Genomic DNA, 21,723 nt, shown 5'->3' on the forward strand with positions numbered 1-21,723 from the left:
TTTATTTCGCGATATATCTTGTTTTGTGGCGCAACGCCTTATATCGTGTTTCACATGGACGCGATATAACGCGAATGAAGGAGCAGCAATGAATCAGGATTTGTGGTCCATTAGCGACCCGCAAACACTTGAATTTGCCGGAGTTGCCGAAGTTAAGGTGGCCCTGGTCAAGGGGCGCTTTGACATTGTGGTGACGGAGGGGCCAAAAGCAACGCTGGAAATCTCCGAAGTGGAGGGCCAACCCCTGGAGGTGCGCTTCAGCAACGGAACGTTGAAGGTGGAACATTTCAATGCCTCCAACTGGTTGCAGCGGCTGATCAACTTTCAACAGGGCGCAAGTGCCGTCATCAGCATTGCGGTTCCGCCAGGAACATTTGTCTCTGCAAGCACCGTCAACGCCGATGGCATGGTCAGCGGCAGCGCGAAGACGACCCTGCGCACAGTCACTGGTTCCTTGATGGCCGACGCCACCGAGGAGCTTCTCACCCTGGACACCGTGAGCGGGGAAATCATTGCCCGTGACCACCGCGGCGACTTGGTGGCCAAAAGCGTCTCAGGGGACGTCATGGCCTCGGGGGAACTGAACAACGTCCGGGCCAGCACAGTTTCCGGCAACGTCAGCTTCGACCTGCACGGCACACCCCTAACCTTGAAGGCCAAATCTGTCTCTGGTGACGTCACGGTCCGGCTGCCCAGGACCGTTGGCGTCCACGTGACATCAACCAGCGCCTCGGGGACCCTGCTAGTGGACGGGGAGCGGCACGGCAACCTGGGCCAGAGCACCACGGTCTCCACGGGCCCGGCCACCCCACTGCTCATTGCCCACACCTCGACAGTGTCCGGAGCTGTCTCAATGGTGTACGCCCCGGAAGAACCTCATCTGGACATCTCCTTGACCAAGGAGGAGAACTAATGCCTCCCGTCTTCGCCCACGGCGCCCTGCGCCTGTACCTGCTCGCCGTTCTCGAGGAGGGGCCCCAACACGGTTATGAGATCATCCGGGCCTTGACAGACCGCTTCGGCGGCACCTACTCCCCCAGCGCCGGCACCGTGTACCCGAGGCTGGCCAAACTTCAGGAGGAGGGGCTGCTGGCAACCACAATGGAGGGGCGGCGCACCGTCTACTCCCTGACGCCAGCCGGACGGGTCGAGCTTGAACAGCGCCGCCATGAGCTGACGGAAGTGCAGGCAAGCATTTCCGCCTCCGTGCGCAGGCTCGCCGACGATATCCGTGTGGATCTCCAGGAGAACATGCGCAGCCTGCGGGCAGATCTGGCAGCCACCGCCGAAAACGCCAAAACCCAAGCCCGCCAGGCAGCACGAACCCCGCACAGCGAAACGGCAGTCACCGGCAGGCAACTCAAGGAGGCCGAGTTTCTGCTGCAAAAATTCCGCGACGACCTTCGTTTGGATTTGCGCCTGCACGCCGCCCGGAACGGAATGGACGAGTTGGCGCTTGAGACGATGCGAACAGTTCTGAATCAGTCGGCCATTGCCATCCGCGCCTCGTTGAGGAAGTGACCGGGGCCCTCGGTTAGGCACGCAAGAGTCATTTATGCCAAAATGGGTAAGGATCGTTTTTAAAGGTCTTTCTAGATGATTGGAGACAGCTATGTCGAAGCGTTCACGTAAGCGTCGGGATCGTAAAAAGGGCGGCGCTAACCACGGTAAGCGTCCCAACACGTAAATCTTGACGTAAAAAGCAAAAGCCCGCTCAGCCATGTGGCGGGGCGGGCTTTTGTACTTTTGCCAAGACACGAGAAGATCAGGCCAAGGTTAGGCTGGAGTCATGGACATCTCACCGACCAAGTCCGGAAGAACGGCGTCGCACCTTCTCGCCTACGCCCCTGCAGGGGCACCTGAGCCGGAGTCGCAGCTGGCTGACATTGACAACCGCGCGGACATCCTGCGATTGGTGGAGGCCTTCTATAATGAGGCTTTTGCCGATGATCTCATTGGGCCCATCTTCACCGAGGTGGTGCAGATGGACCTGGCAGAACATCTGCCCATCATGGCCGACTTCTGGCAAACTGTACTGTTCAAGGCCGGGCTCTACCAACGCAATGCGCTGAAGATCCACTTTGATATCTCTGCCAAGGAACCGCTGACCCTGGAGCACTTCAACAGGTGGTTGCGGCTGTGGAGCCACACCGTGGACAGTCTCTTTGCCGGCGAAAAAGCCGAACTGGCAAAAGCCCAAGCCCATGTGATCGCAGGCTCCATGCACCGCCGCGTGAGCGGCCGTCCGGCCAGCGCCTACAGCACCATCACCCTGCGGCCGGAACCCGGTTCCGGTGCTGCCGGGGCAGGCAGTGAACCACGCGGCGGCTGAGCTGGCCTAGACTGACGCAGGCTTGCTCTCGTGCAGGCGGGCCAAAATAGCTGCCTTGAGTGTTTCCGGAGCCGCTTCCTTGCAGGAACGCTTAACAACCGTGCGAATCACGCATTCCAGGTCATACTGGTGCGCGCAGTCCTCGCAGCCGTCCAGGTGGGCCTTGATCTCGGCAAGGTCATCGAGGGACAGCGCCCCATCGAGGTACTCGTAGATCCGTCCGACCCGTTCGTCGTCGCAATCTCCGAGGCTTTGGCAGTCGCCCATGATTATTTCTCCGTTTCCGTCATTTGAGTGGCGTCCTTGACATAGCCGCGATCCACGGCGTAGTCGGCCAACATATCTCGTAAAAGCTTCCGTCCCCTGTGCAACCGCGACATCACGGTGCCAATGGGGGTGTTCATGATCTCTGAAATTTCTTTGTACGCAAAACCTTCCACGTCGGCAAAATACACCGCGAGCCGGAACTCTTCCGGAATGGCCTGCAAAGCGTTCTTCACATCTGAATCCGGCAAGTGGTCCAGGGCGTCTGCCTCGGCCGAGCGCAGGCCGCGCGAGGTGTGCGATTCTGCCCGGGCCAGCTGCCAGTCCTCAACGCTGTCGGAATTCGACTGCAGCGGCTCACGCTGGCGCTTGCGGTACAGGTTGATGTACGTGTTGGTCAGAATCCTGTACAGCCACGCCTTTAGATTGGTGCCAGGCTTGTATTGGTGGAAAGCCGAGAACGCCTTGGTGTAGGCCTCCTGCACCAGATCTTCGGCATCACTGGGATTGCGTGCCATACGCATGGCTGCAGAATACAGCTGATCAACATAGACCATGGCATCACGTTCAAAGCGCGCACGCCTCTGATCGGTGGTTTCGGTGACAACGTCCACCCCCTCCACGTCAGTGGCCCGCACGACGGCTGGCTCCTTCGCAGTGGGTTGCTCGGCGTCGGGGCTCGCAACGGCTGAATCGATGGTTTGCTCAGGCTCGGAAATGTTCATCACTGTTGAGTCTATGCTCAGACTCAGCTTCAGGGGTGCCGGATGGCTCAGTGTCTGCATTGCCGCCTTTCCTTCGATTGATTTGTCCGTGCAGCCAACCCCCACGGGAACTGTCACATACCTACTAAACCCGCGAACGACGTCGGATATTCCGCAAACACGGCATCAGCGAAAGAGACGTGGGAGACTTAGATACAGCACCAGCTTTCCGTTTGGCCAGTAGAAAAGTCAGCGGGAAGATTAGAGCACATCCAAGGAGGCCTACTTGTCCATTGTTCGCGCACTTGCCCGCCCCATGTTGGCATCATCGTTCATCCTCGCCGGCCTTGACCGGTTGCGCCATGCAGACCAGACGGCTGCGCAATTGAGCCCCGTTCTGCGACCGCTCAGCGCCGCTTTGCCCATGGAGGCGAGCGAGAAGACCCTGGCACGCGTGCTGGCCGGGACCCAGGTAGGTGCAGGCATTTTGCTGGCCACGGGGAAATCCTCCCGCGCAGCAGCTGTGGTGCTCGCCGTGACGGCTGGCCTGACCACTGTGGTGGAATATCGCAACGCCGAGCCCACCAGCAAGGAAAACCGTTCCCACCGCCGCAACCAGCTGGCCAAGAACATTGGCCTGATCGGCGGGGCACTGCTGGCAAGCGTGGACACGGCTGGACGCCCCGGCTTGGCTTGGCGTGCGGAAAAGCTGATCGCATCCGGCAAGAAGACCACCCACAAGCAATTGAAGAATGCGGACAAGACAGTTCGCGCGCTAGCTCACGATGTGACAGGACAGTAATTACCCATGACCGCAGCCCATTGGCCCGCACCCTTCTCCACAAAACCCTTGGATGCCACAGTCACCATTCCGGCCTCCAAGTCGCTGACCAACAGGTATCTTGTCCTCGCCGCCATTGCCGACGGCCAATCGCGCTTGCGCGCACCCCTGCAGTCCCGCGACTCTGATCTGATGATCGGCGCCCTGCGTGCCATGGGTGCGGGCATTGCCGAAGTTCCCGGCAGCGGCGGCGTCCCTGATCTTGTGGTCACACCCATTCCTGCCGGTTTTGCGGCACCCGACGGCGGCATCCTGGTGGACTGCGGCCTGGCCGGCACGGTGATGCGCTTTGTCCCCCCGCTGGCTGCCCTAGTCAACGGCCCGGTAAGGTTCGACGGCGATCCCGCGGCCCTTGTTCGCCCCATGGCTCCCCTTGTGGCTGCGTTGGAGGGACTTGGAGTGCTGGTCGAAGACGGCGGGGACGGTTTCCTGCCCTTCACCGTGCACGGCACCGGAGCTGTTGAGGGCGGCCACGTGCGTATCGACGCCGGCGGGTCTTCGCAGTTTATTTCTGCCATGTTGCTGGTCGCCTCGCGTTTTGTCCAGGGCCTGCACCTGGAGCACACCGGCGATTCCGTACCTAGCGTTGACCACATTTCCATGACAGTGGAAATCCTGCGGTCCGTGGGTGTTGTTGTTGACGATTCCACCCCGAACCACTGGATCGTCGCGCCCGGCCCCGTCGCCGCCTTTGACGTGGTGCTGGAACAAGACCTCTCCAACGCCGGCCCGTTCCTGGCTGCCGCACTGGCCACCCGTGGCACCGTGCGTATCCCCAACTGGCCCGCCAACACCACCCAGGTGGGTGACAAATGGCGTGAAATCCTGCCCCAGTTCGGCGCCACGGTGACCCTCGAAGACGGTGTTTTGACAGTGACCGGCGGCCCTGAGATCCACGGCGTGGACATTGCCGACACCAGTGAGCTGGCACCGTCAACGGCAGCCATCTGCGCTCTGGCCTCAACCCCGTCGCGCCTGCGCGGCATTTCCCACTTGCGCGGGCACGAAACTGACCGCTTGGCGGCCTTGGTTGCTGAAATCAACGCCCTGGGCGGCAATGCCGAAGAAACCGAGGATGGGCTCATCATCACCCCGGCCCCCCTCCGCGGCGGCGTTTTTCACAGCTACCACGACCACCGCATGGCCACGGCTGGCGCCATCATCGGCCTGGCCGTGCCCGGCGTCGAGGTTGAAAATATTGGCACCACCGCCAAAACAATGCCCGATTTCCCGGCCATGTGGGCGGCCATGGTGTCACAGACTGCAGCGGCCGACACAACAGCGGCCAGAGCGTAAGGGCATGGCAAAGGACTACAGCAACTGGGACGAATCCGACGTCCGGGTCAGGGCCAACAAGAAGGGCAGCCGGCCGCGCACCAAGGACAGGCCCGCTTACGAGGAAGCCATCATTGGCCGCATTGTTACGGTTGACCGCGGACGCTACACAGCCATTATCGATGAGAATCAGTCCACCGAACGCACCCTGATCGCCGCCAGGGCCAGGGAACTGCGGCGCAATCCAGTGGTCGCTGGTGACTTTGTGGCACTGGTGGGTGATGTCACGGGCAAGCCGGATACCTTGGCCCGGCTGGTTCGCATCGAGGAACGCCGAACGCTGCTGCGCCGCAGTGCCGACGACACCGATCCCGTAGAGCGGGCGGTGGTGGCCAATGCCGACCAACTGGTCATCGTGGTGGCCGCTGCCAACCCCGAGCCCCGTACCGGCTTCATCGACAGGGCCCTGGTGGCCGCATACGACGCCGGCATTGCACCGCTGCTGTTGATCACCAAAACGGACATCAAGGACCCTTCGGAGCTTCTTGCCAATTACGAACACCTCGACATGACTGTCATCATCAGCCGGACCGCTGCCGACGGCGCATCAGGCATCGACGCCCGCAGCGACGACGGCGATTCGGCCCTCTTGGCAGGCGGTGCCGTGGAGCAATTGCACAGCTACCTCGACGGCAAGGTCAGCGTCATGGTGGGCCACTCCGGCGTGGGCAAGTCCACCATGGTCAACGCCTTGACGGGTTCGCGGCGGGCAACCGGCGGCGTCAATGCCGTCACGGGCCGCGGGCGCCACACCTCCTCATCGGCGCTTGCTCTGCGCATCGAGGACGGCAAGCCCGGCTCCTGGATCATTGACACCCCCGGCATCCGCTCCTTCGGACTGGCCCACGTGAACCCGGACAGGATCCTCCAAGCCTTCCCCGATCTGCAGCCCGGCACGGACGACTGTGAACGCGGTTGCAAGCATGACAGTGTCGCGGTGAACTGCGGCCTGGACCCCTATGTGGCTGCAGGGCTCGCCGGCGACGCCGGACCGGCCCGCCTTGCCTCGCTTCGCCGCCTGCTGGGCACCAGCGACAGGACAGAGGGCCGCGCCGCGGAAAAGGAACTGGGCATCATCGAGTAGCTGTGCTGGCCGGGCTCGGGGCGCAGTGAACTTATGCGCTGAACCCATGGCGAGTCCTGTGCATAAACACTTATGCGCTGGACTCGCGGTGGGTTCTGCGCATAACTTCACAAGAATTTAGATATGCGCACTACCCGGCTCCGGTTCAGCGCATAAGTTCACTAATAGCGCCGCCAACCCCAACTGCCACGGGTTTATTTGGCATTCAGGCGCCGGAGGGCGTCGTAACGGGCGTTTGGGACAAATCGCGATAGCGTGATGTACATGACGATTGAACCCCAGACGTACAACGACGACCTCCGCTTGGCCCATGTGTTGGCGGACAGCGTGGATTCGCTGACCATGGCCCGTTTCAAGGCCCTTGATCTGGAGGTTGAGACCAAGCCGGATCTGACTCCCGTGACGGATGCTGACAAGGCCGCCGAGGAGTCAATCCGCAGCCAACTGTCCCGGGTACGTCCCCGCGATGCGGTGTTGGGCGAGGAGTTTGGCAGCACGGGTCATGGAACACGCCGCTGGATCATCGATCCCATTGACGGCACCAAGAACTTTGTGCGCGGAGTTCCTGTCTGGGCCACCCTGATTGCCCTGGTGGATGAGGGCCGCCCCGTGGTTGGTTTGGTCAGCGCCCCAGCCCTGGGCAAGCGGTGGTGGGCTGCCGAGGGCACCGGCGCATACATGGGCAAGTCTCTGGCCGCCGCCACCCGCATTCGCGTCTCCAATGTTGCAGAGCTCAAGGACGCGTCACTGTCCTACTCGTCTCTGAGCGGCTGGGCTGAACGGGGCAACCGTGATGAGTTCATTGCCCTCACCGACGACGTCTGGCGCACCCGCGCGTACGGCGATTTCTGGTCCTACTGCATGGTTGCCGAGGGCAGCGTGGACATCGCCTGCGAGCCCGAACTAAACCTCTACGACATGGCCGCGCTGGTGCCGATCGTGACCGAGGCTGGCGGCCGATTCACATCCCTGGAGGGAGCAGACGGCCCCTTCGGCGGCAACGCCTTGGCCACCAACTCCATCCTGCACACAGAAGTCCTGCAGCGTTTGAACCCCAACTGGGACGATCTGCTGGGCTAATCCACGGCATTTAGCTCAATCGTATTAAGAACGACGGCGGCTTCCGCCGTCGTTCTTTTTGCCCGCCTGCCCCCGGCCCAACGGCGGCGTGCGTTTCATGACGTAACAAATGCGAGAACTCTATTCTTGGGCTAATCTTTTTGGCATAGGTCACGAGTGCCAGCGCTAAACCCCGGTTTGCTGGCCGGCAACCCTCCTTTCGCGGCGGGGTGCCCCGGGTGACGACCAGGTCAGGCCGGAGCGGTCATGGCAAGCGCGGACTTCTTGGCTCCTTCCAAGGGTCCTTTGTGTCGAAGGATTTACCCATGAGCTACGCCCTTTTGGAAAAAACATCCCTATCCAAATCTCCCTTGTTGCCGGTGGTGGGCCAGGATTTAAACGCCCCCTTGATCCACGGCGGACAGGTGCGGTACGCCAACCTTGACTATGCGGCGTCGGCCCCGGCACTTGAGGACGTGGCCGCCCACCTGAACGAGGTTTTGCCGTACTACGCCAGTGTGCACCGCGGTGCAGGGTTTGCCTCCCAGGTCAGCACGTCCGTGTATGAGAATGCCCGCAAGATTGTGGCCAACTTTGTGGGCGCCCGCCCCGATGACACCGTCATCTTCACGCGCCACACAACAGATTCCTTGAACCTCTTGGCCGGGTGCGTGCAAAGCATCCTGACCCAAAAGGGGTTCACCGAGGGCCGCTCCAACGTTCACGGCGAAGTGCTGTATCTGGATATTGAGCACCACGCCAATCTGCTTCCGTGGCAGGCGCTGCCGCACCGCTCAGTGGTGGCTGCGGATTCCATCGCAGCGACCCTGGCCCGCGTTGAAACACAGCTGCGGGCCGGCAACGTGCTCCTGTTGGCCGTCACTGGTGCCTCCAATGTGACGGGCGAGGTGCTGCCCGTCAATGAACTGGCCGCCTTGGCCCACCGCTACGGCGCCCGCATTGTGGTTGACGCGGCCCAACTGGCCCCGCACCGCCGTATCGACTTGAGCGCCAGCGGAATCGACTACCTGGCGTTCTCCGGCCACAAGCTGTACGCGCCCTTTGGTGCGGGCGTTTTGGTGGGCCGCTCTGATTGGCTGGACACGGGCAAGCCGCATTTGGCCGGCGGTGGCGCCGTGACGGAAGTGCGACTGGAATCAACCCGCTGGAGTGACGGCCCCGCACGCCACGAAGCCGGCTCCCCCAACGTTTTGGGCGCCGCCACTCTCGCCAAGGCCGCCGCCACCCTGGCAGCACTCGACGCGCAGGACTGGCACAGCCACGAACAGCAGCTGCGTGAGTATCTGGTGGCGGGCTTCGCCGCGATTGAGGGCGTCAACGTCCATTCGCTGTTCTCCGACTCCGCAGACTACCCCGAGTGCGGCAGCATCGGCGTGGTGAACTTCTCCATCACCGGGTACGACGCCGGATTGGTTGCCGCCTACTTGTCGGCCGAGCATGGCGTGGGCGTGCGTGATGGCAAGTTCTGCGCCCACCCGCTGCTGAACCGTTTGGGCCTGCCGTCGGGTTCATTGCGTGCCAGCTTTGGTGTGGGTTCCCGGCTTGAGGACGCACAGCGCCTGATCGAGGGTGTCAGTGCCCTGTTGCGTGACGGGCTGGGCTGGGATTACGTGGTTGACGCCGGCCGCTGGGTGCCCGCCGATGACAACCGTGCGTACCCGCACTGGGCCCCGAACACGCCCGGAACCGCTGGCGCAGCCCCCTGCAACACTTAAACAACACACCCTCTCCCCCGCGGTAAAGTTGAACGGGCAAAACGGCACAACTTTAGGGGAGCACTATGGCAGGGGTAGGCGGACCGGTCTTCGACGCGGAACGGCGCAAGCACATGGCTGCGGCATTTCTGGAAGGCGGGGAGCATTATCATCAGGTCCGTCCCAGCTACCCCCGCGATTCCCTGGACTGGCTAATCGCTGGTTCCCCGCACCCCATCAAGGACGCCCTTGATGTGGGTGCGGGAACGGGAAAGTACACTCAACTATTGGCCCGGCACGGCTGGAATCTGACGGCGGTGGACCCTTCGGCAGACATGCTCACCCAGTTGGCCGCAGAGCTGCCCCGGACCACAACCATTGTGGGCACGGCCGAACACCTTGAGCTGCCAGTGAACTCCATGGATCTGGCAGTGGTGGCGCAGGCGTGGCACTGGTGCGATCCCCTCGCCGCCAGTACCGAGATTGCCCGCGTACTTCGCCCCGGCGGCACCTTGGGCTTGATCTGGAACCAGCTCGACGTCGGCATCCCTTGGGTTCACCGGCTGGCACGCATCATGCATGCCGGTGACGTCCACAAGGCAGACTTCCACCCCACCATTGGTAAGGAATTCGCCGCTCCGCACGTGCACAACACCCGCTGGAGCCAGTCCTTGACGCCAGAGGCCATCATGGAACTGGCCAAATCCCGCAGCTACTACCTCAAGGCCTCGGACCCCATCCGCGCCAAGGTCATGGCAAATCTTCAGTGGTACCTTCTTGACCATCTGGGTCACTCTCCTGATGAAGAGCTCCAGCTGCCTTACGTGGCCCAGACCTGGCGCACGCACAAACTCTGAGCCTAGCGGTAGGCTGGATTCTGTGAAACAAACTGCCACCTCCTCCAGCATCGAGGACTATGTCAAGGTCATCTATGCCTACACGGAGTGGCAGGACAAACCCATCACCTCCACCGCCTTAGCCACCCGCCTTGGGGTTGCCAATTCCTCGGTTTCGGAAATGGTCCGCAAACTCAAGGACCAGGGCTTGGTGGACCACCAGCCGTACAGCCCCATCCACCTGACCGAGCGAGGTCTAACTCTGGCGCTGTCCATGGTGCGCAGGCATCGGCTGCTGGAAACCTACCTTGTCAGCGAGCTTGGCTACACCTGGGATGAGGTGCACGACGAGGCCGAACAGCTGGAGCATGCCGTGTCCGAGCACTTCATTGAGCGCATGAGTGCCAAGTTGGGCCATCCCACCCGGGACCCGCACGGTGATCCCATCCCGGACCCGGAAGGCCGGATCATCATGGCCCCCTCGCACCGGCTCGACGAGCTCGACGCCGGCCACAGCGGGCGTGTCAGCCGCATCAGCGATCATGATCCGGAATTGTTGCGGTACCTGGAGAAGCACGGCATTGGTCTGGATACGGCCTTGCTGGTGTTGCGGCTGCTGCCCTTCGGTGCCGGCATTGAGGTGCAAAGGCTCAGTGCCCCGCACGACGCCGGACCCTTGGCTCTTGCACACGAGGTTGCGATTTCGCTGTGGCTGACATCGTCGGGGACGCACTCCGACTGCTCAGTACAGGACCTCACCGGCGGTTCCCTCATGAATCCGCACTCCGGCGCAACAAACAGCTAGCGTCTACTGACCTGCCCACCAAGGTCCTAGGGCAGGTCCCTCATGGCTGCACGGGCTTTGCGCAGCACATAGCGCTGAACCTTGCCGCTGGGAGTTTTGGGAAGTTCGGGCACAAAGTGAATGCGCCGCGGATAGGCGTGGGCGGCAAAGCGGTCTTTCACCAACTGTTGCAGTTCAGCCACCATGGCGTCGCCAGCGGCGGACGGATCGCGCAGCACCACAAATGCTTCCAGTACTTCGCCGCGGATCTCATCCGGGGTGCCAACCACCGCGGCTTCCGAGACGCCGGGGTGGTTGACCAAAACAGATTCCACCTCGAAGGGGCCAATGCGGTAGCCGGCCATGATGATCACGTCGTCGTCGCGCGAGGAGAAGTAAATGAACCCGTCGCTGTCGCGCCGTCCGGAGTCGCCCGTCAGGTACCACGCACCGTCGGGACTGTACCTCAGCGCAGTTTTCCCGGCGGCATCGACGTAGCCGGCAAACCACATGAAGGGACTTTCCTGCACGTTGACGGCAACCCGGCCGGGTTCGCCGTCGGCGGCCAGTTCGTCCTTGAGCTCAGCCAGCACATTCACCCTCCAGCCGGGCAGGGAAACACCCATGGAGCCTGACCGCAGGGGTGCCAGGAGGCCGTCGGCCCAAGCATTTCCCGCCACCATTCCCAGTTCAGTTTGGCCATAGTGGTCCCGGACTTCCAAGCCAAAAACGTCGCGGCCCCAGGCGATGACGTCGGGGGTCAGCGGCTCGCCGGCACTGGATGCGCGGCGCAAGGAGTGTTGTTGCCCGGGGGTGGAGCCGGCGCGCAGCGACCTGTAGATGGTGGGTGCAGCAGCAAAGTTGGTAACGCCGAACTTCTCCATAACAGTCCACGTTAACGCAGGGTTGAAGCCGGCAGTCAGCAGCAGCGACCGGGTTCCTGTGGCCAGCGGCGCCAGCAACGCAAAGTACAGTCCATACGCCCAACCGGGGTCAGCCATGTTCCAAAAGACGTCCTCGACACGGACATCCAGGCCAAATTCCTGGTAGCCCACAAAGGAGGCTACGGCCCGCAGTGGGATGGGCACGCCTTTGGGTGAGCCGGTGGTGCCTGAGGTGAACAGCTGCACCAGCTGGCCGTCGCCGCCAACGGCAACCGCCCCGCCGTCGTACTCCGCAGAATTCTCAAGCTGGGCGAAGGCGCCTTTGCCGGCAACCATTTCGGCCAGGGAGACATCGTAGCCATAGGCCTCACCACGGGCCACAATAACCAGGCGGGAGGCGTCAGTGGGAACGTCGCCCGGGGGTACCAGCTTGCTGCGCTGATCCGCGTCGCAGATGACTATGCGGGCACCACTGGCTTGCAGCCGGAAGTCAATGGCATCGTAGGCGAAGGCCGTGAACAAGGGAACGTCCACGGCGCCCAGACGCCAAATGCCCAGCAGGGCTATGACAAGTTCTGCCGATTTTGCCATCAAGGTGGCCACGTGATCGCCACGGTGCACTCCCAAAGAGCTTAAAGCAGCGGCGAACTGCGTGGACTTCTCCCGCAGCTCGCCGTAACTAATATCAACAAAACTTTGGTCGGCCGCAATGACCGTAAAGGCCGTGGCGCTGGCGGGGTGCCGATCGCACAACAGCTCAGCTGCACATGCCCCGGGCACGGCGAAGGTGTCCAACAGTTCCTGCACACGTGCCTGCATGATCCGCTCCTGAGTCGTGTTGCGCGCAACCCTTGTTGCTCCCAACCCTTGTTGCACACAACGCTGTTGCGCGCTGTGTTTCGGCGGGGCTGTTTAGCCTTCGCAGTCCTTGCAGAACAGCAGGCCATTCTTTTCACGCGCTACCTGGCTGCGGTGGCGGACCAGGAAGCAGGAGGAGCATGTGAATTCGTCGTCCTGTGCCGGAATGACCTGAACTACCAATTCCTCGTTGGAGAGGTCAGCTCCGGGCAGATCCATGCCCTCGGCCGTGTCTGAATCTTCGACGTCAATATGAGCCGTCTGAGCACCGCCACGCTGAACCTGGAGCGCCTGAAGCGACTCTGTCTCGTGGTCTTCGTCCTTGTTGCGGGGTGCGTCGTAATCCGTTGCCATGCGGTTTTCAAACTCCTGAGGTGTTCGTGGTTTCGGCTGGGTGTTTCAGCGCCTCATCATAGCCCCTGAAAGCTGGAATTGCGCCCTTAATTGCCCACTGTTTTCCCACAGCATAGAGTACGGGAGGCAATTTTGCTCTCTTCAAGCCGAAACTACGCACTCTTTGACGAGCAACAGTGGCGTCCTGTGAGCATTCTCACCAACGAAGGCGGCGGTTTTGACGACCGGACTGGAGCCTGCGAACAAGCCCACAACGCCGAGCCAGCCGGGCTGCAGGCGGGGTTGAATCGCCAGCAGCCCGGCTGCGCCTTATCCTTAAGAGAACATGGCAAACAACTATTCCTCACACTCTTCCCTGAATCGCCGCCAGGTGGCCCAGGCATTGAACATTCCGCCGGAAATGGCTGCACGGAACGGCATTCCTTCACGAATGAGCGCGGCCGACGTAGCCTCGATGGATACAAACCCTCCGGCGTGGCTCGCACAATCCCGGGCCAATGCCACGGGCAAACGCCCCGTTTGGGTTGATTTGCGGTGTTATCTCTGCGACTTCCTTGAGGTGGCGCGGCCCAAAAAGTGGTGGCCAGATTTCACCTACGTCATCTGCGATTTTCACGACGACTCCGAGCTGCCCGCACCAGGTGCCGGCATGCGCCGCAGCGAATACGACGGCGTGGGCAGCCGCTTCCGTGGCATCGTGGACACGCAAGACCCGCAATAACTTGGTCCTCATGTGAAACTGGCTCTAGATTGGGGCCAGGGGGAATGAAAAAATGACTGTTGCAGCAAAGAATTTCCAAATGTGGCTCAGCCATGTTGCCGGCTCCACAAGTCAGGCGGCTGTGTGCCGCGCAGCTGGCATAAAGCGCTCCACGCTGGCACAGCAGCTGGTTCGCGGGCGAGTCTCACTGGCCACCATTGCAGCTGTCAGCCGCTCCCTGGACCTGCCGGTGGTGGCCTCGTTGTCCGTCTTCCCGGACCTCGAAGACTTGGTCTCCGGTATCAAGGCGCCCACTACTGCGGAACTGCTCAGCCAGATTTCCGACGCCGACCTACTGCAGGAAATTCTCAATCGCAATGTAGCGGCTGAGACAGGGAACGATCCCATACCGGTGGAGCTTTCCCCCATCCCCCATCGATCTTCGGTGCGGGCATGGCTGGACGCCATCGATCCAACAGACTTGAGGCAAAAAGTTGCTAGGAACGCAGCCATGGCACCGCAGAATTTGTCAGCTCAGATCAGCGCCAACAGGTTGAGCGCCGAGTTGGCCATCGACAGCGCCCGGATAGCCGGTGTGGGCCTGACCAACGGCCTGGTGGCCACCGGCTTCTTGTCCCCAGCCGAGGCCGGCTGGGCTGCTGGCGCCTGCGCCTCCGCGCTAAGGGGAACAGCCAACAGTGTCCTGGCTTCATTGGCAGCGGAACGATTGGAAGCACTGAGCCGAGTCTTGCGCCGCTCGGAAGATGACACAGCTGCCGCACGCAACGTTTGGGAGTACTTGGGATGACAGTAATTCTGCAATGGACTGCCCTGGCCGTCTGCTTGGCCTGCACCATCTGGCGTTCCCCCTCCCTGTTCGGGGGGCGCAACCGTGGGCTCTCATGGGCCTTCGCCTTGGCCACTGTCAGCGTTGCCCTGAGCCTGCCAGCAATCTACCTGCCAGTTGATGCCTTGCTTGGTGGCATAAACCTGGCAAATGTCCTGTTGCGGTTGAGTATTTTTGGGGTTTTCTTTCTCCTGACGTCCCGGGTAGCCGCCGCCTATAATTCCCCCTTGGCTCGGGCACTCATCCGGGGTCCCCTGGGCGTCGCTGTTTTAGCGGTGTGTTCGCTGGGCATTTGTGTCGCGTACTTGCTCGCCGATGTGGACGGCTCAAGTACGGGTCTGGTTGCCTTCACCAGCCAGCCTGAGATAGCTGCGTACATGTGGTTCGGCGTTGCGTACACCACCTACGCCTCTGCCTGCGTGGTGGTGGCGACAGCCAAGGCTGCCTTCTCCCGCAGACCCGCCATAGACCGGACCGCGGCTTTTTCCATGCTCGTCGGCTTCGCCCTTGTCTGTGCCACAGTGCCGCTGCGACTTCCACTGTGGAGGAACTGGCCGGCCGTTGACATCATGACCTTTGCCGCCATCTTGTTTGTCGCCGTCGGCCTGGTGCTGGTGTGGATCTCCTTCGGCCGACGGCGGGTCCGCGGCGGACCGCGGGCCTAGCCTGCTGGGGTTTGCCACTCGAAATGATAAATGTGCACTTTTCCATTAGTTTCTGGCATACTAATGAATGTGTGAACAAAGCATGCCAATGTCTAGCTCACCAAATCTTTGGGGGTAAGTGGTGGTTCGGTTTAGTTACCGGGCCACCACTTAGTATTTAAGGACGTACGGGCATCGGAGATTGCGATTGCAACCTATCCCGCGGACGCTGTTGATCACTCCACTGGCGGCAGTCTGTAGGCCCCCCTGGCCCCCACCACGGCCACCAACATCGACTAGGCCGGGATCCCGACCCCATGGAGCAGGTAGGCCCTCCCATGGCATTTGATGGTTGCAGCGGTCTATGGAAAGGCTTGCCAGCGGCACCCTTTGTGCAGGAACTGATGGACGCTGGTATCCCAACACGGCGAAACCATGAACATATGCGCCAAACCCAGCACGAGTCCAACGCATAAACACGCATGCGCCAAACCCAACACGAGTCCAACGCATAAGTTCACAAACCCGCAGCAACCGGCGTCGGGCACAAAAAAGGACCCGCCCCCCACCACGAGGGCGGGGAACAGGTCCCAATAGGGATGTGGAGATGGGGAGAATTGAACTCCCGTCCGATGTTGCTTTGTCAGGGCTTCTCCGGGTGCAGTTTGCATCGGTTTTTCTCGGCCCCAGCTATCTCGCAAACAAGTAGCTGCCAGGCCCAGTTGTATAAGAGTCCCCTAAGTGCCTACAACAAGAACTTAGAGCAGTGGCCCTCTAAATGACGCCAGGATCCGGGACGAGAGCATTCCCGGGCTGACGGACTGTCTTACTGCTTAGGCAGCAAGAGCGAAGTCAGTGCGATTTGATTCAGCACTTATGTTTTACAGAGATCGTTTACGAGTTAACCCTGTATCCTCGACCCGCTTCACCTGTCTCGACTAACACCGTCGAAACCGATCATCCCCTATTGTTTTTTCAACCCGCGGTTGCATCCTTGCGAAATTCACCGTGGTCTATCCATGCTAGCGCATTGCCCGGGGGTTTTATTCCCACAGTGCTAGTTGAACCGTGCTAGTTAAGAAGCCCCTTGTCCGCTTTGGCCTGCAGGACCACCAGCGCCGCTGCGTCCACCTTGGCGGCAAAGGCAGGATCGCCCTGTGCCGCCGTGAGCAGCCCGGCGTACATCTGCGGCAGCAGGGACTGATTGGTGCACAACGCCATGGTGCCGCCGGCTGCAAGGAAGTCCACGCCGCGTTGGGCCACGGGCACTGTGGAGACCTGAACGGCGTCGCAAATGTCGTCGCTGACGATGATCCCCGCAAAGCCCAAGTCACCGCGCACCATGTCGGTGACAATGACGCTTGAGAACGGCGCCAAATTTGCGGCATCAATCTTGGGATAAAGAGCGTTGGATACCATCAACCACGGGACTCCGGCGTTCACTGCTGCACGGAACGGCTCAATATAGGCGTCGTTGCGCACCGTGATGTCATCGCTCACGCCGGCAGAAACGTCGGTGTTCAGGGTGACCCGGCCCAGTCCGGGGAAATGCTTGACGGTTGCTTGAACCCCCGCCGCAGCCATGCCCTGGGCGAAGGCCACGCCATGGCTCGCCACGAGGTCCGGGGTGTAGCCAAATTCGCGCCCAAACGCGCCGATGGGGGCGTTCTGAGGGGCAAATGCAGCGCTGGGCACTGTGTCCATGACTGGAGCCAAGTTCACGTTGACACCCACAGCGGCCAGTTGCTGCCCCCACGTGGTCGCCTCGGCCAGCAAGTCCGCCGCAGGCAACTGCCCCTGCTCAATGGCTTGGGGCATGTCCGCAAAACCGGGGCCGCGCATGATCTGCACCAGGCCGCCCTCTTGGTCAGTGGCCACGAAGGGTCTGGCCCCTGCCGTGCGCTCCCCGGAAATATGGCCCGCAATGTCAGCCACTTGGGCAGCAATCCCGGCTTGTCCGGCCGTGCTGCGCCCCTTCATGAACACATTGCCCACATACAAGGTTTCCACGGCGTAGCGCGAATCGGCGTCGGCTCCTGTCACGGGCGAGGACACCATCAGAACTTGGCCCACTTTTTGTTCCAGGCTCATGGCCGCCAACGTGGCACTGGCCGCTGCGCCGGATGGAGTGTTCGACGCCGGAGCCTGGCTTGGGCGCTGCGTTGGGGTTTCGGCAGTGCTTGCGGCGGGCGAGGCAACGGCCGTATCCGTTGCGCCGGGGTTCCCTGTGGGTCCGCGGTTTTGTGTGCCGCCATACAGCAGGGCAAAGGTCGCCACTAGGGCCACCACCACCAGGCTGGTTCCGAGTATCCACCAGCGTTTTCCTCGCAGCGCCATCACAATCTGCCTTTCGTAACAGAGGATGTTGCCTTTACCCTAGTGCAGCTGCCCTGATTGGGGCCCGGCCCGTGCAAGTAAGTGGCGCGGGAACTAGCTGCGGTTCTTCTCCCGCATGACCCGCTGGGCTTCACGGTTGTCCTGCTTTTCGCGAAGCGCGTGGCGTTTGTCGTACTCTTTCTTACCGCGGGCAATGGCAATTTCAATCTTGGCTCGGCCGTCCAAAAAGTACAGCTGCAACGGCACGATGGTGTAGCCGGATTCGCGAGTTTTGGAGGCAATCTTATCCAGCTCCTCACGATGCAACAGCAGCTTGCGCCGTCGCCGGGCCGTGTGGTTGGTCCAGCTCCCGTTGAGGTACTCAGGGATGTAGACGGCCTCAATCCACAATTCGTCATTGTAGAAAGTGCCAAATCCGTCAACCAGCGATGCCCTGCCCTCGCGCAACGACTTCACCTCGGTGCCCATCAAGACCAGTCCGGCCTCATAGGTGTCCATGATGTGGTAATCGTGCTGGGCCTTGCGGTTGGTGGCCACAACCTTACGGCCACTTTCTTTGGGCACAGCTGACTCCTCTGACTTAGGTTAAAACGAATGGTGCGTGCTCTGTCGCCGGCAACTTCTTGCTGGCGCGAAACCCCAGTGTAGCAACTACCTGCCGGGGCAGTGCGGGCAACAGCGTTTAGAGCAGCCCCATGGGATCAACGGGAACTCCGTTGAGCCATGTTTCGAAGTGGGCGTGGCAGCCGGTGGAGTTTCCGGTGTTTCCGGAGTAAGCCACCAGCTGACCCGCACTGACCCGCTGTCCGGCTGAAACAACCACCGAAGCGTTGTGGTAGAAAACAGTCATCAAGGCATTGCCCTGGACCACGCCGTGGCTGATGTACAAAACATTTCCGCCACCGTAAACAACAGTTGTTTGTCCGGCAATCTTAACTGTTCCGTCGGCTGGGGCATAAACCGGAGTGCCACACTGGGCACCAAAATCAACACCCGTGTGATCGTAGTACCCGGTGCCATTGAAGTCAGCGGATCCCGGGGGAACCGGGCGATTCCTGGCAAAGGGTGAGGTGATGGGGATGTTGCCGGCGAAGGGGTGGCGGAGCCCAAAAGCTGATGGGTTCCCGGGTGCCGGGGGAACGTAGGGCGGGGGCACATAGCCGCCACCGCCGTTGCCCTGGTTGGCGGCCTGTTCGCGGGCTAGGCGTTCGGCTTCGGCCTTGGCGGCTGCTTGCGCGGCCTCAAGTTCCTTGCGCTGCATCTCGGCAATTTGGGCAGCCACGGCGTATTTCTCAGATTCAACAGCCTTGAGCTTGGCCTGGATGCGCGGCTTTTCGGCGGCCAACTTGGCATTCAACACGGCAGAATCGGCGATCAGCTTATCCACTGTTGCCTTTTGGGCGGCGGCGGCATCTCGTGCCACCTGCTCCGCGGCCAACGCAGCGTCAGCCTTCTGCTTCAGGTCCTTGATCTCAGCTTCAACGGCAACCAAGCGCGCCTGGGCGTTTTGATTGGTGGCCTTTTGTGCGCTCAGCTGCTCCAGGGCAGCCGTCTGGCTGCGCAGGGCCTGCTCCGCTAGGTCAATCGAGTTGGCAAGGTCAGTGGTGGATCCGGCACCCAGAATCAGGGTGAGGTTGGCCGGGAGGCCGCCAGCCTTGTAGGACTGGGCGGCAATTTGCCCGATCAATGCCTTGGTGGCGGTGGCCTTTTCGGCATCGGCAGCAATTTGTGCCGTGATCTTGTCCTTGCTTTGCTGGGCCAGGTCAATGCGGGCCGCCAAGGAACTGGACTCGGCAGCAGCAGCGCTGACACGATTCTGTGCTTCCGTCAGTGCTGCCTGGGCACCCGGCAGTTGGCCCTGGTACGTGACCAGGTCGGCAGCCGACTGGGCAATGCCCGAATCAACAAACTCCAAGGATGACTGCACATCCTGGGCTTGCTGCTCCAGGGCGGCAGCCTTGTCGTTGAGATCCTCGGCCTGTGCCGGCGGCACCAGTCCGAGCAGTCCCACAGCCAGCAGGACTGCGACTGCACCGCTGACACGGCGGAAAAGAGGGCGTGAGCTGGGGAGTTTAGACCCAAGTGGGGAGGATTCCATTGATCCAATTCCCCCGCTTGATTTCGAATTCATGCCGTATAGCTCCTCGAATTTTGCCACTAGAAACACCAGTCACACGAGCACCTTGAGTAACAAGGCCCCCACCCACCCTACACTTTCAGGTTCTTCCGCAGGGAAACAGCCGAGGCTACGCCGGCCAACACCACACCCAGCAGGATCAGGACCGGGTAGATCACCAACGCCTCACGGGCGGAAATGAACGGGGTCCCGGTGTTGGCGTCGGCAAGGTAGCCGCCCATAAAGAACACCACAATGGACCACACAGCCCCGGATGCCAACAAGGCACCAATCGTGGCGGCGATGACGCCTTCAAGCACAAAGGGCAGCTGGATCACCGTCTTGGATGCCCCCACCAGGCGCATGATGTCGATCTCTCGCATGCGCGACTGGGCCGAAAGTCGAATCGTGGTGGCAATCAGCAAGGCGGCACAGATGATCATCAGCCCTGCCACGCCCATGGCCACATAGGTGGCAATGTTCATCCATGAGAAAAGTTTCTCCAGGACCTTGCGCTGATCCACCACCGAATCCACTCCCGGCGTGGCCGAGAAGGTCTCGTTGATGATCTGGTACTTTTCCGGATCGTCCAACTTGATGCGGAACGAGGAGGGCAGGTTTCCTGCTTCCACCGAATCCACCATGGGCGAGTTGGCAAACTGCTCACGGAAGTGGGCCAGTGCCTCCTCCTGAGTTTCAAAGGTCCAGTTCTCGATGTACGGCTTCACAGCCGGTGATTCGAGCATGCCCTCGATGGTGGCTTTTTGATCCGGTGTGACCGGCCCGGACACGCAGTTGGAGTTGGCCGGTATGTCAGTGCAGAGGTAGATGGTGACCTGAACCTTGTCATACCAGAAGCCCTTGAGCTGGCCGATCTGCATTTGCAACAGCCCGGCGGCGCCCACAAAGGTCAGCGACACAAATGTCACCAGGATCACCGAAATGACCATTGTCAGGTTGCGGCGCAGGCCGCTGCCCAACTCGCTCATGATGAAAGCAAGTCTCACAGTTGGTCCTCAATCATAATGTTTGCAGTGCTTGTCTTCGGCTCATCCCCCAGCGGGAATTCCCGCTCACGCCTGCGTTCCAGCCGCGGCGGCATGGAGTCCGCGGCGGAGGCCCCGTCACCTGCGGCCGCCGCACTGACTGCGCGCTGGCGGCGGGTCTGGGGTTCGGCGTCGTCCTTCTTCACGGGCTCCGGGGCCGGAGCCGCACCTGCCACCGGGACAACCGGGATCATGGAGGTGTACAAGGCTGCATGTTCATCTCGAACCACTTTGCCGTGCCGCAGCTCGATGACGCGCTTGCGCATGGAGTTCACGATGTCATCATCGTGGGTGGCCATGACGACGGTGGTGCCGTTTTGGTTGATCTTGTCCAGGATGTCCATGATGCCGGCGCTGGTGATGGGGTCCAGGTTGCCTGTGGGCTCATCGGCCAACAGAATGCCGGGCTGGTTCACAATGGCGCGGGCAATGGCCACGCGCTGCTGCTCACCACCGGAGAGCTCCGTGGGCTTGCGGTGGCCCTTGTCCGCCAGACCCACCAGGTCAAGCACACGTGGCACTTCGGTGCGGATGGCGGCGCGGGACTTGCCAAGCACCTGCATGGCGTAGGCCACGTTGGCGAAGACTGTCTTGGTTTGAATGAGGCGGAAGTCCTGGAACACCACGCCAATGCCGCGCCGGAACTTGGGTACACGCCAGCTGGGCACGTTCGCCACGTTCTGGCCGGCCACATAGACCTGCCCGTGCGGAGTCTTGTACTCGCGGAGCACCAGGCGCAGCAGCGTTGACTTGCCGGATCCCGAGGAGCCAACGAGGAACACAAACTCGCCGCGATCCACATCCAAGGAGACGTCGTCGAGCGCAGGCTTGGACTTGCGATCGTAAGCAATGCTCACATTTTCAAAACGAATCATGACTTTTTCGTTGCCCGCCCAGCGACGAATCGCTGGCATGCTGACGGCCGGGCAGAGGTTTGGGGGAAGAAACCGCCAGCATAACGACTATAGGCTCCATGTCCGATG

At 61.3% G+C, this 21,723-nt stretch carries 22 protein-coding genes, 1 other RNA gene, 1 pseudogene and 1 riboswitch; of the genes and pseudogenes, 14 read left to right on the forward strand and 10 right to left on the reverse strand.

Going from position 1 to position 21,723, the window contains the following annotated elements; all coding sequences use genetic code 11:
• Positions 1-88: 88 nt before the first annotated feature.
• From CVS28_RS06680 to CVS28_RS06690, 4 genes are all read left to right on the forward strand, one after another.
• A complete protein-coding gene (locus CVS28_RS06680; RefSeq protein WP_103481058.1) occupies positions 89-913 on the forward strand; it encodes a DUF4097 family beta strand repeat-containing protein in 825 nt (274 codons plus the stop codon).
• Complete coding sequence (locus CVS28_RS06685) at positions 913-1,521, forward strand: PadR family transcriptional regulator (RefSeq protein WP_103464604.1); 609 nt, start codon at positions 913-915, stop codon at positions 1,519-1,521. The genes CVS28_RS06680 and CVS28_RS06685 overlap by 1 nt, the downstream gene beginning before the upstream one ends.
• A 91-nt stretch (positions 1,522-1,612) precedes the next feature.
• Positions 1,613-1,687 (forward strand): 50S ribosomal protein bL37, encoded by a 75-nt coding sequence (locus tag CVS28_RS20420; protein ID WP_370739471.1) that lies wholly within the window; start codon positions 1,613-1,615, stop codon positions 1,685-1,687.
• 102 nt (positions 1,688-1,789) lie between these two features.
• Positions 1,790-2,332: a group III truncated hemoglobin gene (locus tag CVS28_RS06690; protein ID WP_207797171.1), complete on the forward strand. Its 543-nt coding sequence runs from the start codon at positions 1,790-1,792 to the stop codon at positions 2,330-2,332.
• Positions 2,333-2,338: 6 nt separating this feature from the next.
• Here CVS28_RS06690 and rsrA read toward each other — a convergent pair whose 3' ends face one another.
• On the reverse strand, positions 2,339-2,599 hold the full coding sequence (gene rsrA / locus CVS28_RS06695) for a mycothiol system anti-sigma-R factor (protein ID WP_103481059.1): 261 nt from the start codon (positions 2,597-2,599) through the stop codon (positions 2,339-2,341).
• Between the two features lie 2 nt (positions 2,600-2,601).
• Positions 2,602-3,381, reverse strand: coding sequence for a sigma-70 family RNA polymerase sigma factor (locus tag CVS28_RS06700; protein WP_103481060.1), 780 nt, complete (start codon positions 3,379-3,381; stop codon positions 2,602-2,604).
• 205 nt (positions 3,382-3,586) lie between these two features.
• Here CVS28_RS06700 and CVS28_RS06705 point away from each other — a divergent pair, with 205 nt between their 5' ends.
• The 7 genes from CVS28_RS06705 to CVS28_RS06735 all read left to right on the forward strand — a co-directional run bounded on the left by CVS28_RS06705 (position 3,587) and on the right by CVS28_RS06735 (position 10,975).
• Positions 3,587-4,102 (forward strand): DoxX family protein, encoded by a 516-nt coding sequence (locus CVS28_RS06705; RefSeq protein WP_103464606.1) that lies wholly within the window; start codon positions 3,587-3,589, stop codon positions 4,100-4,102.
• Positions 4,103-4,108: 6 nt separating this feature from the next.
• Positions 4,109-5,437, forward strand: a complete 1,329-nt coding sequence (gene aroA, locus CVS28_RS06710; protein WP_103464607.1) for a 3-phosphoshikimate 1-carboxyvinyltransferase — start codon at positions 4,109-4,111, stop codon at positions 5,435-5,437.
• Between the two features lie 4 nt (positions 5,438-5,441).
• Complete coding sequence (gene rsgA, locus CVS28_RS06715; protein ID WP_103464608.1) at positions 5,442-6,560, forward strand: ribosome small subunit-dependent GTPase A; 1,119 nt, start codon at positions 5,442-5,444, stop codon at positions 6,558-6,560.
• A 264-nt stretch (positions 6,561-6,824) separates the two neighbouring features.
• Positions 6,825-7,640, forward strand: coding sequence for a histidinol-phosphatase (hisN, locus tag CVS28_RS06720; RefSeq protein WP_103464757.1), 816 nt, complete (start codon positions 6,825-6,827; stop codon positions 7,638-7,640).
• Positions 7,641-7,788: 148 nt separating this feature from the next.
• Positions 7,789-7,902, forward strand: a riboswitch (SAM riboswitch).
• 43 nt (positions 7,903-7,945) lie between these two features.
• Positions 7,946-9,355, forward strand: coding sequence for an aminotransferase class V-fold PLP-dependent enzyme (locus tag CVS28_RS06725; protein ID WP_103464609.1), 1,410 nt, complete (start codon positions 7,946-7,948; stop codon positions 9,353-9,355).
• Between the two features lie 65 nt (positions 9,356-9,420).
• A complete protein-coding gene (locus CVS28_RS06730) occupies positions 9,421-10,191 on the forward strand; it encodes a class I SAM-dependent methyltransferase (RefSeq protein ID WP_103481061.1) in 771 nt (256 codons plus the stop codon).
• Positions 10,192-10,213: 22 nt separating this feature from the next.
• Entirely contained in the window at positions 10,214-10,975 is a 762-nt protein-coding gene (locus tag CVS28_RS06735; protein WP_103481062.1) for a metal-dependent transcriptional regulator, read from the forward strand.
• 26 nt (positions 10,976-11,001) lie between these two features.
• Here the strand turns inward: CVS28_RS06735 and CVS28_RS06740 are convergent, their stop codons facing one another.
• Together CVS28_RS06740 and CVS28_RS06745 are read right to left on the reverse strand one after the other, a co-directional pair.
• Positions 11,002-12,657: an AMP-binding protein gene (locus CVS28_RS06740; RefSeq protein WP_103464612.1), complete on the reverse strand. Its 1,656-nt coding sequence runs from the start codon at positions 12,655-12,657 to the stop codon at positions 11,002-11,004.
• A gap of 93 nt (positions 12,658-12,750) precedes the next feature.
• On the reverse strand, positions 12,751-13,050 hold the full coding sequence (locus CVS28_RS06745; RefSeq protein ID WP_103464613.1) for a DUF4193 domain-containing protein: 300 nt from the start codon (positions 13,048-13,050) through the stop codon (positions 12,751-12,753).
• A 325-nt stretch (positions 13,051-13,375) separates the two neighbouring features.
• On the opposite strand from CVS28_RS06745, the gene CVS28_RS06750 reads away from it, so the two are divergent.
• From CVS28_RS06750 to CVS28_RS06760, 3 genes are read left to right on the forward strand one after another with little or no spacing between them, the layout of a single operon-like run.
• Entirely contained in the window at positions 13,376-13,771 is a 396-nt protein-coding gene (locus tag CVS28_RS06750) for a hypothetical protein (protein ID WP_103464614.1), read from the forward strand.
• 52 nt (positions 13,772-13,823) lie between these two features.
• Positions 13,824-14,558: a hypothetical protein gene (locus tag CVS28_RS06755; RefSeq protein WP_103464615.1), complete on the forward strand. Its 735-nt coding sequence runs from the start codon at positions 13,824-13,826 to the stop codon at positions 14,556-14,558.
• The gene (locus CVS28_RS06760; protein WP_103481063.1) at positions 14,555-15,262 is read left to right on the forward strand and encodes a hypothetical protein; all 708 of its coding nucleotides are present in this window, start codon (positions 14,555-14,557) and stop codon (positions 15,260-15,262) included. Before CVS28_RS06755 ends, CVS28_RS06760 begins: the two co-directional genes overlap by 4 nt.
• A 578-nt stretch (positions 15,263-15,840) precedes the next feature.
• Here the strand turns inward: CVS28_RS06760 and ssrA are convergent.
• The 6 genes and pseudogenes from ssrA to ftsE all read right to left on the reverse strand — a co-directional run.
• Positions 15,841-16,206, reverse strand: a transfer-messenger RNA (tmRNA) gene (gene ssrA / locus CVS28_RS06765).
• A gap of 106 nt (positions 16,207-16,312) precedes the next feature.
• Positions 16,313-17,578 (reverse strand): glycoside hydrolase family 3 N-terminal domain-containing protein, encoded by a 1,266-nt coding sequence (locus tag CVS28_RS06770; protein ID WP_243399734.1) that lies wholly within the window; start codon positions 17,576-17,578, stop codon positions 16,313-16,315.
• A 93-nt stretch (positions 17,579-17,671) separates the two neighbouring features.
• Positions 17,672-18,142, reverse strand: a complete 471-nt coding sequence (gene smpB, locus CVS28_RS06775) for an SsrA-binding protein SmpB (RefSeq protein WP_103464618.1) — start codon at positions 18,140-18,142, stop codon at positions 17,672-17,674.
• Positions 18,143-18,260: 118 nt separating this feature from the next.
• Positions 18,261-19,676, reverse strand: coding sequence for a M23 family metallopeptidase (locus CVS28_RS06780; protein WP_103481064.1), 1,416 nt, complete (start codon positions 19,674-19,676; stop codon positions 18,261-18,263).
• A 110-nt stretch (positions 19,677-19,786) separates the two neighbouring features.
• Positions 19,787-20,701: a permease-like cell division protein FtsX gene (ftsX, locus tag CVS28_RS06785; RefSeq protein ID WP_103464620.1), complete on the reverse strand. Its 915-nt coding sequence runs from the start codon at positions 20,699-20,701 to the stop codon at positions 19,787-19,789.
• 218 nt (positions 20,702-20,919) lie between these two features.
• A pseudogene (gene ftsE, locus CVS28_RS06790) lies at positions 20,920-21,615 on the reverse strand (cell division ATP-binding protein FtsE); the annotation flags it as partial.
• Positions 21,616-21,723: the final 108 nt, after the last annotated feature.

Source organism: Arthrobacter glacialis (assembly GCF_002909415.1).
Taxonomy (GTDB): domain Bacteria; phylum Actinomycetota; class Actinomycetes; order Actinomycetales; family Micrococcaceae; genus Specibacter; species Specibacter glacialis.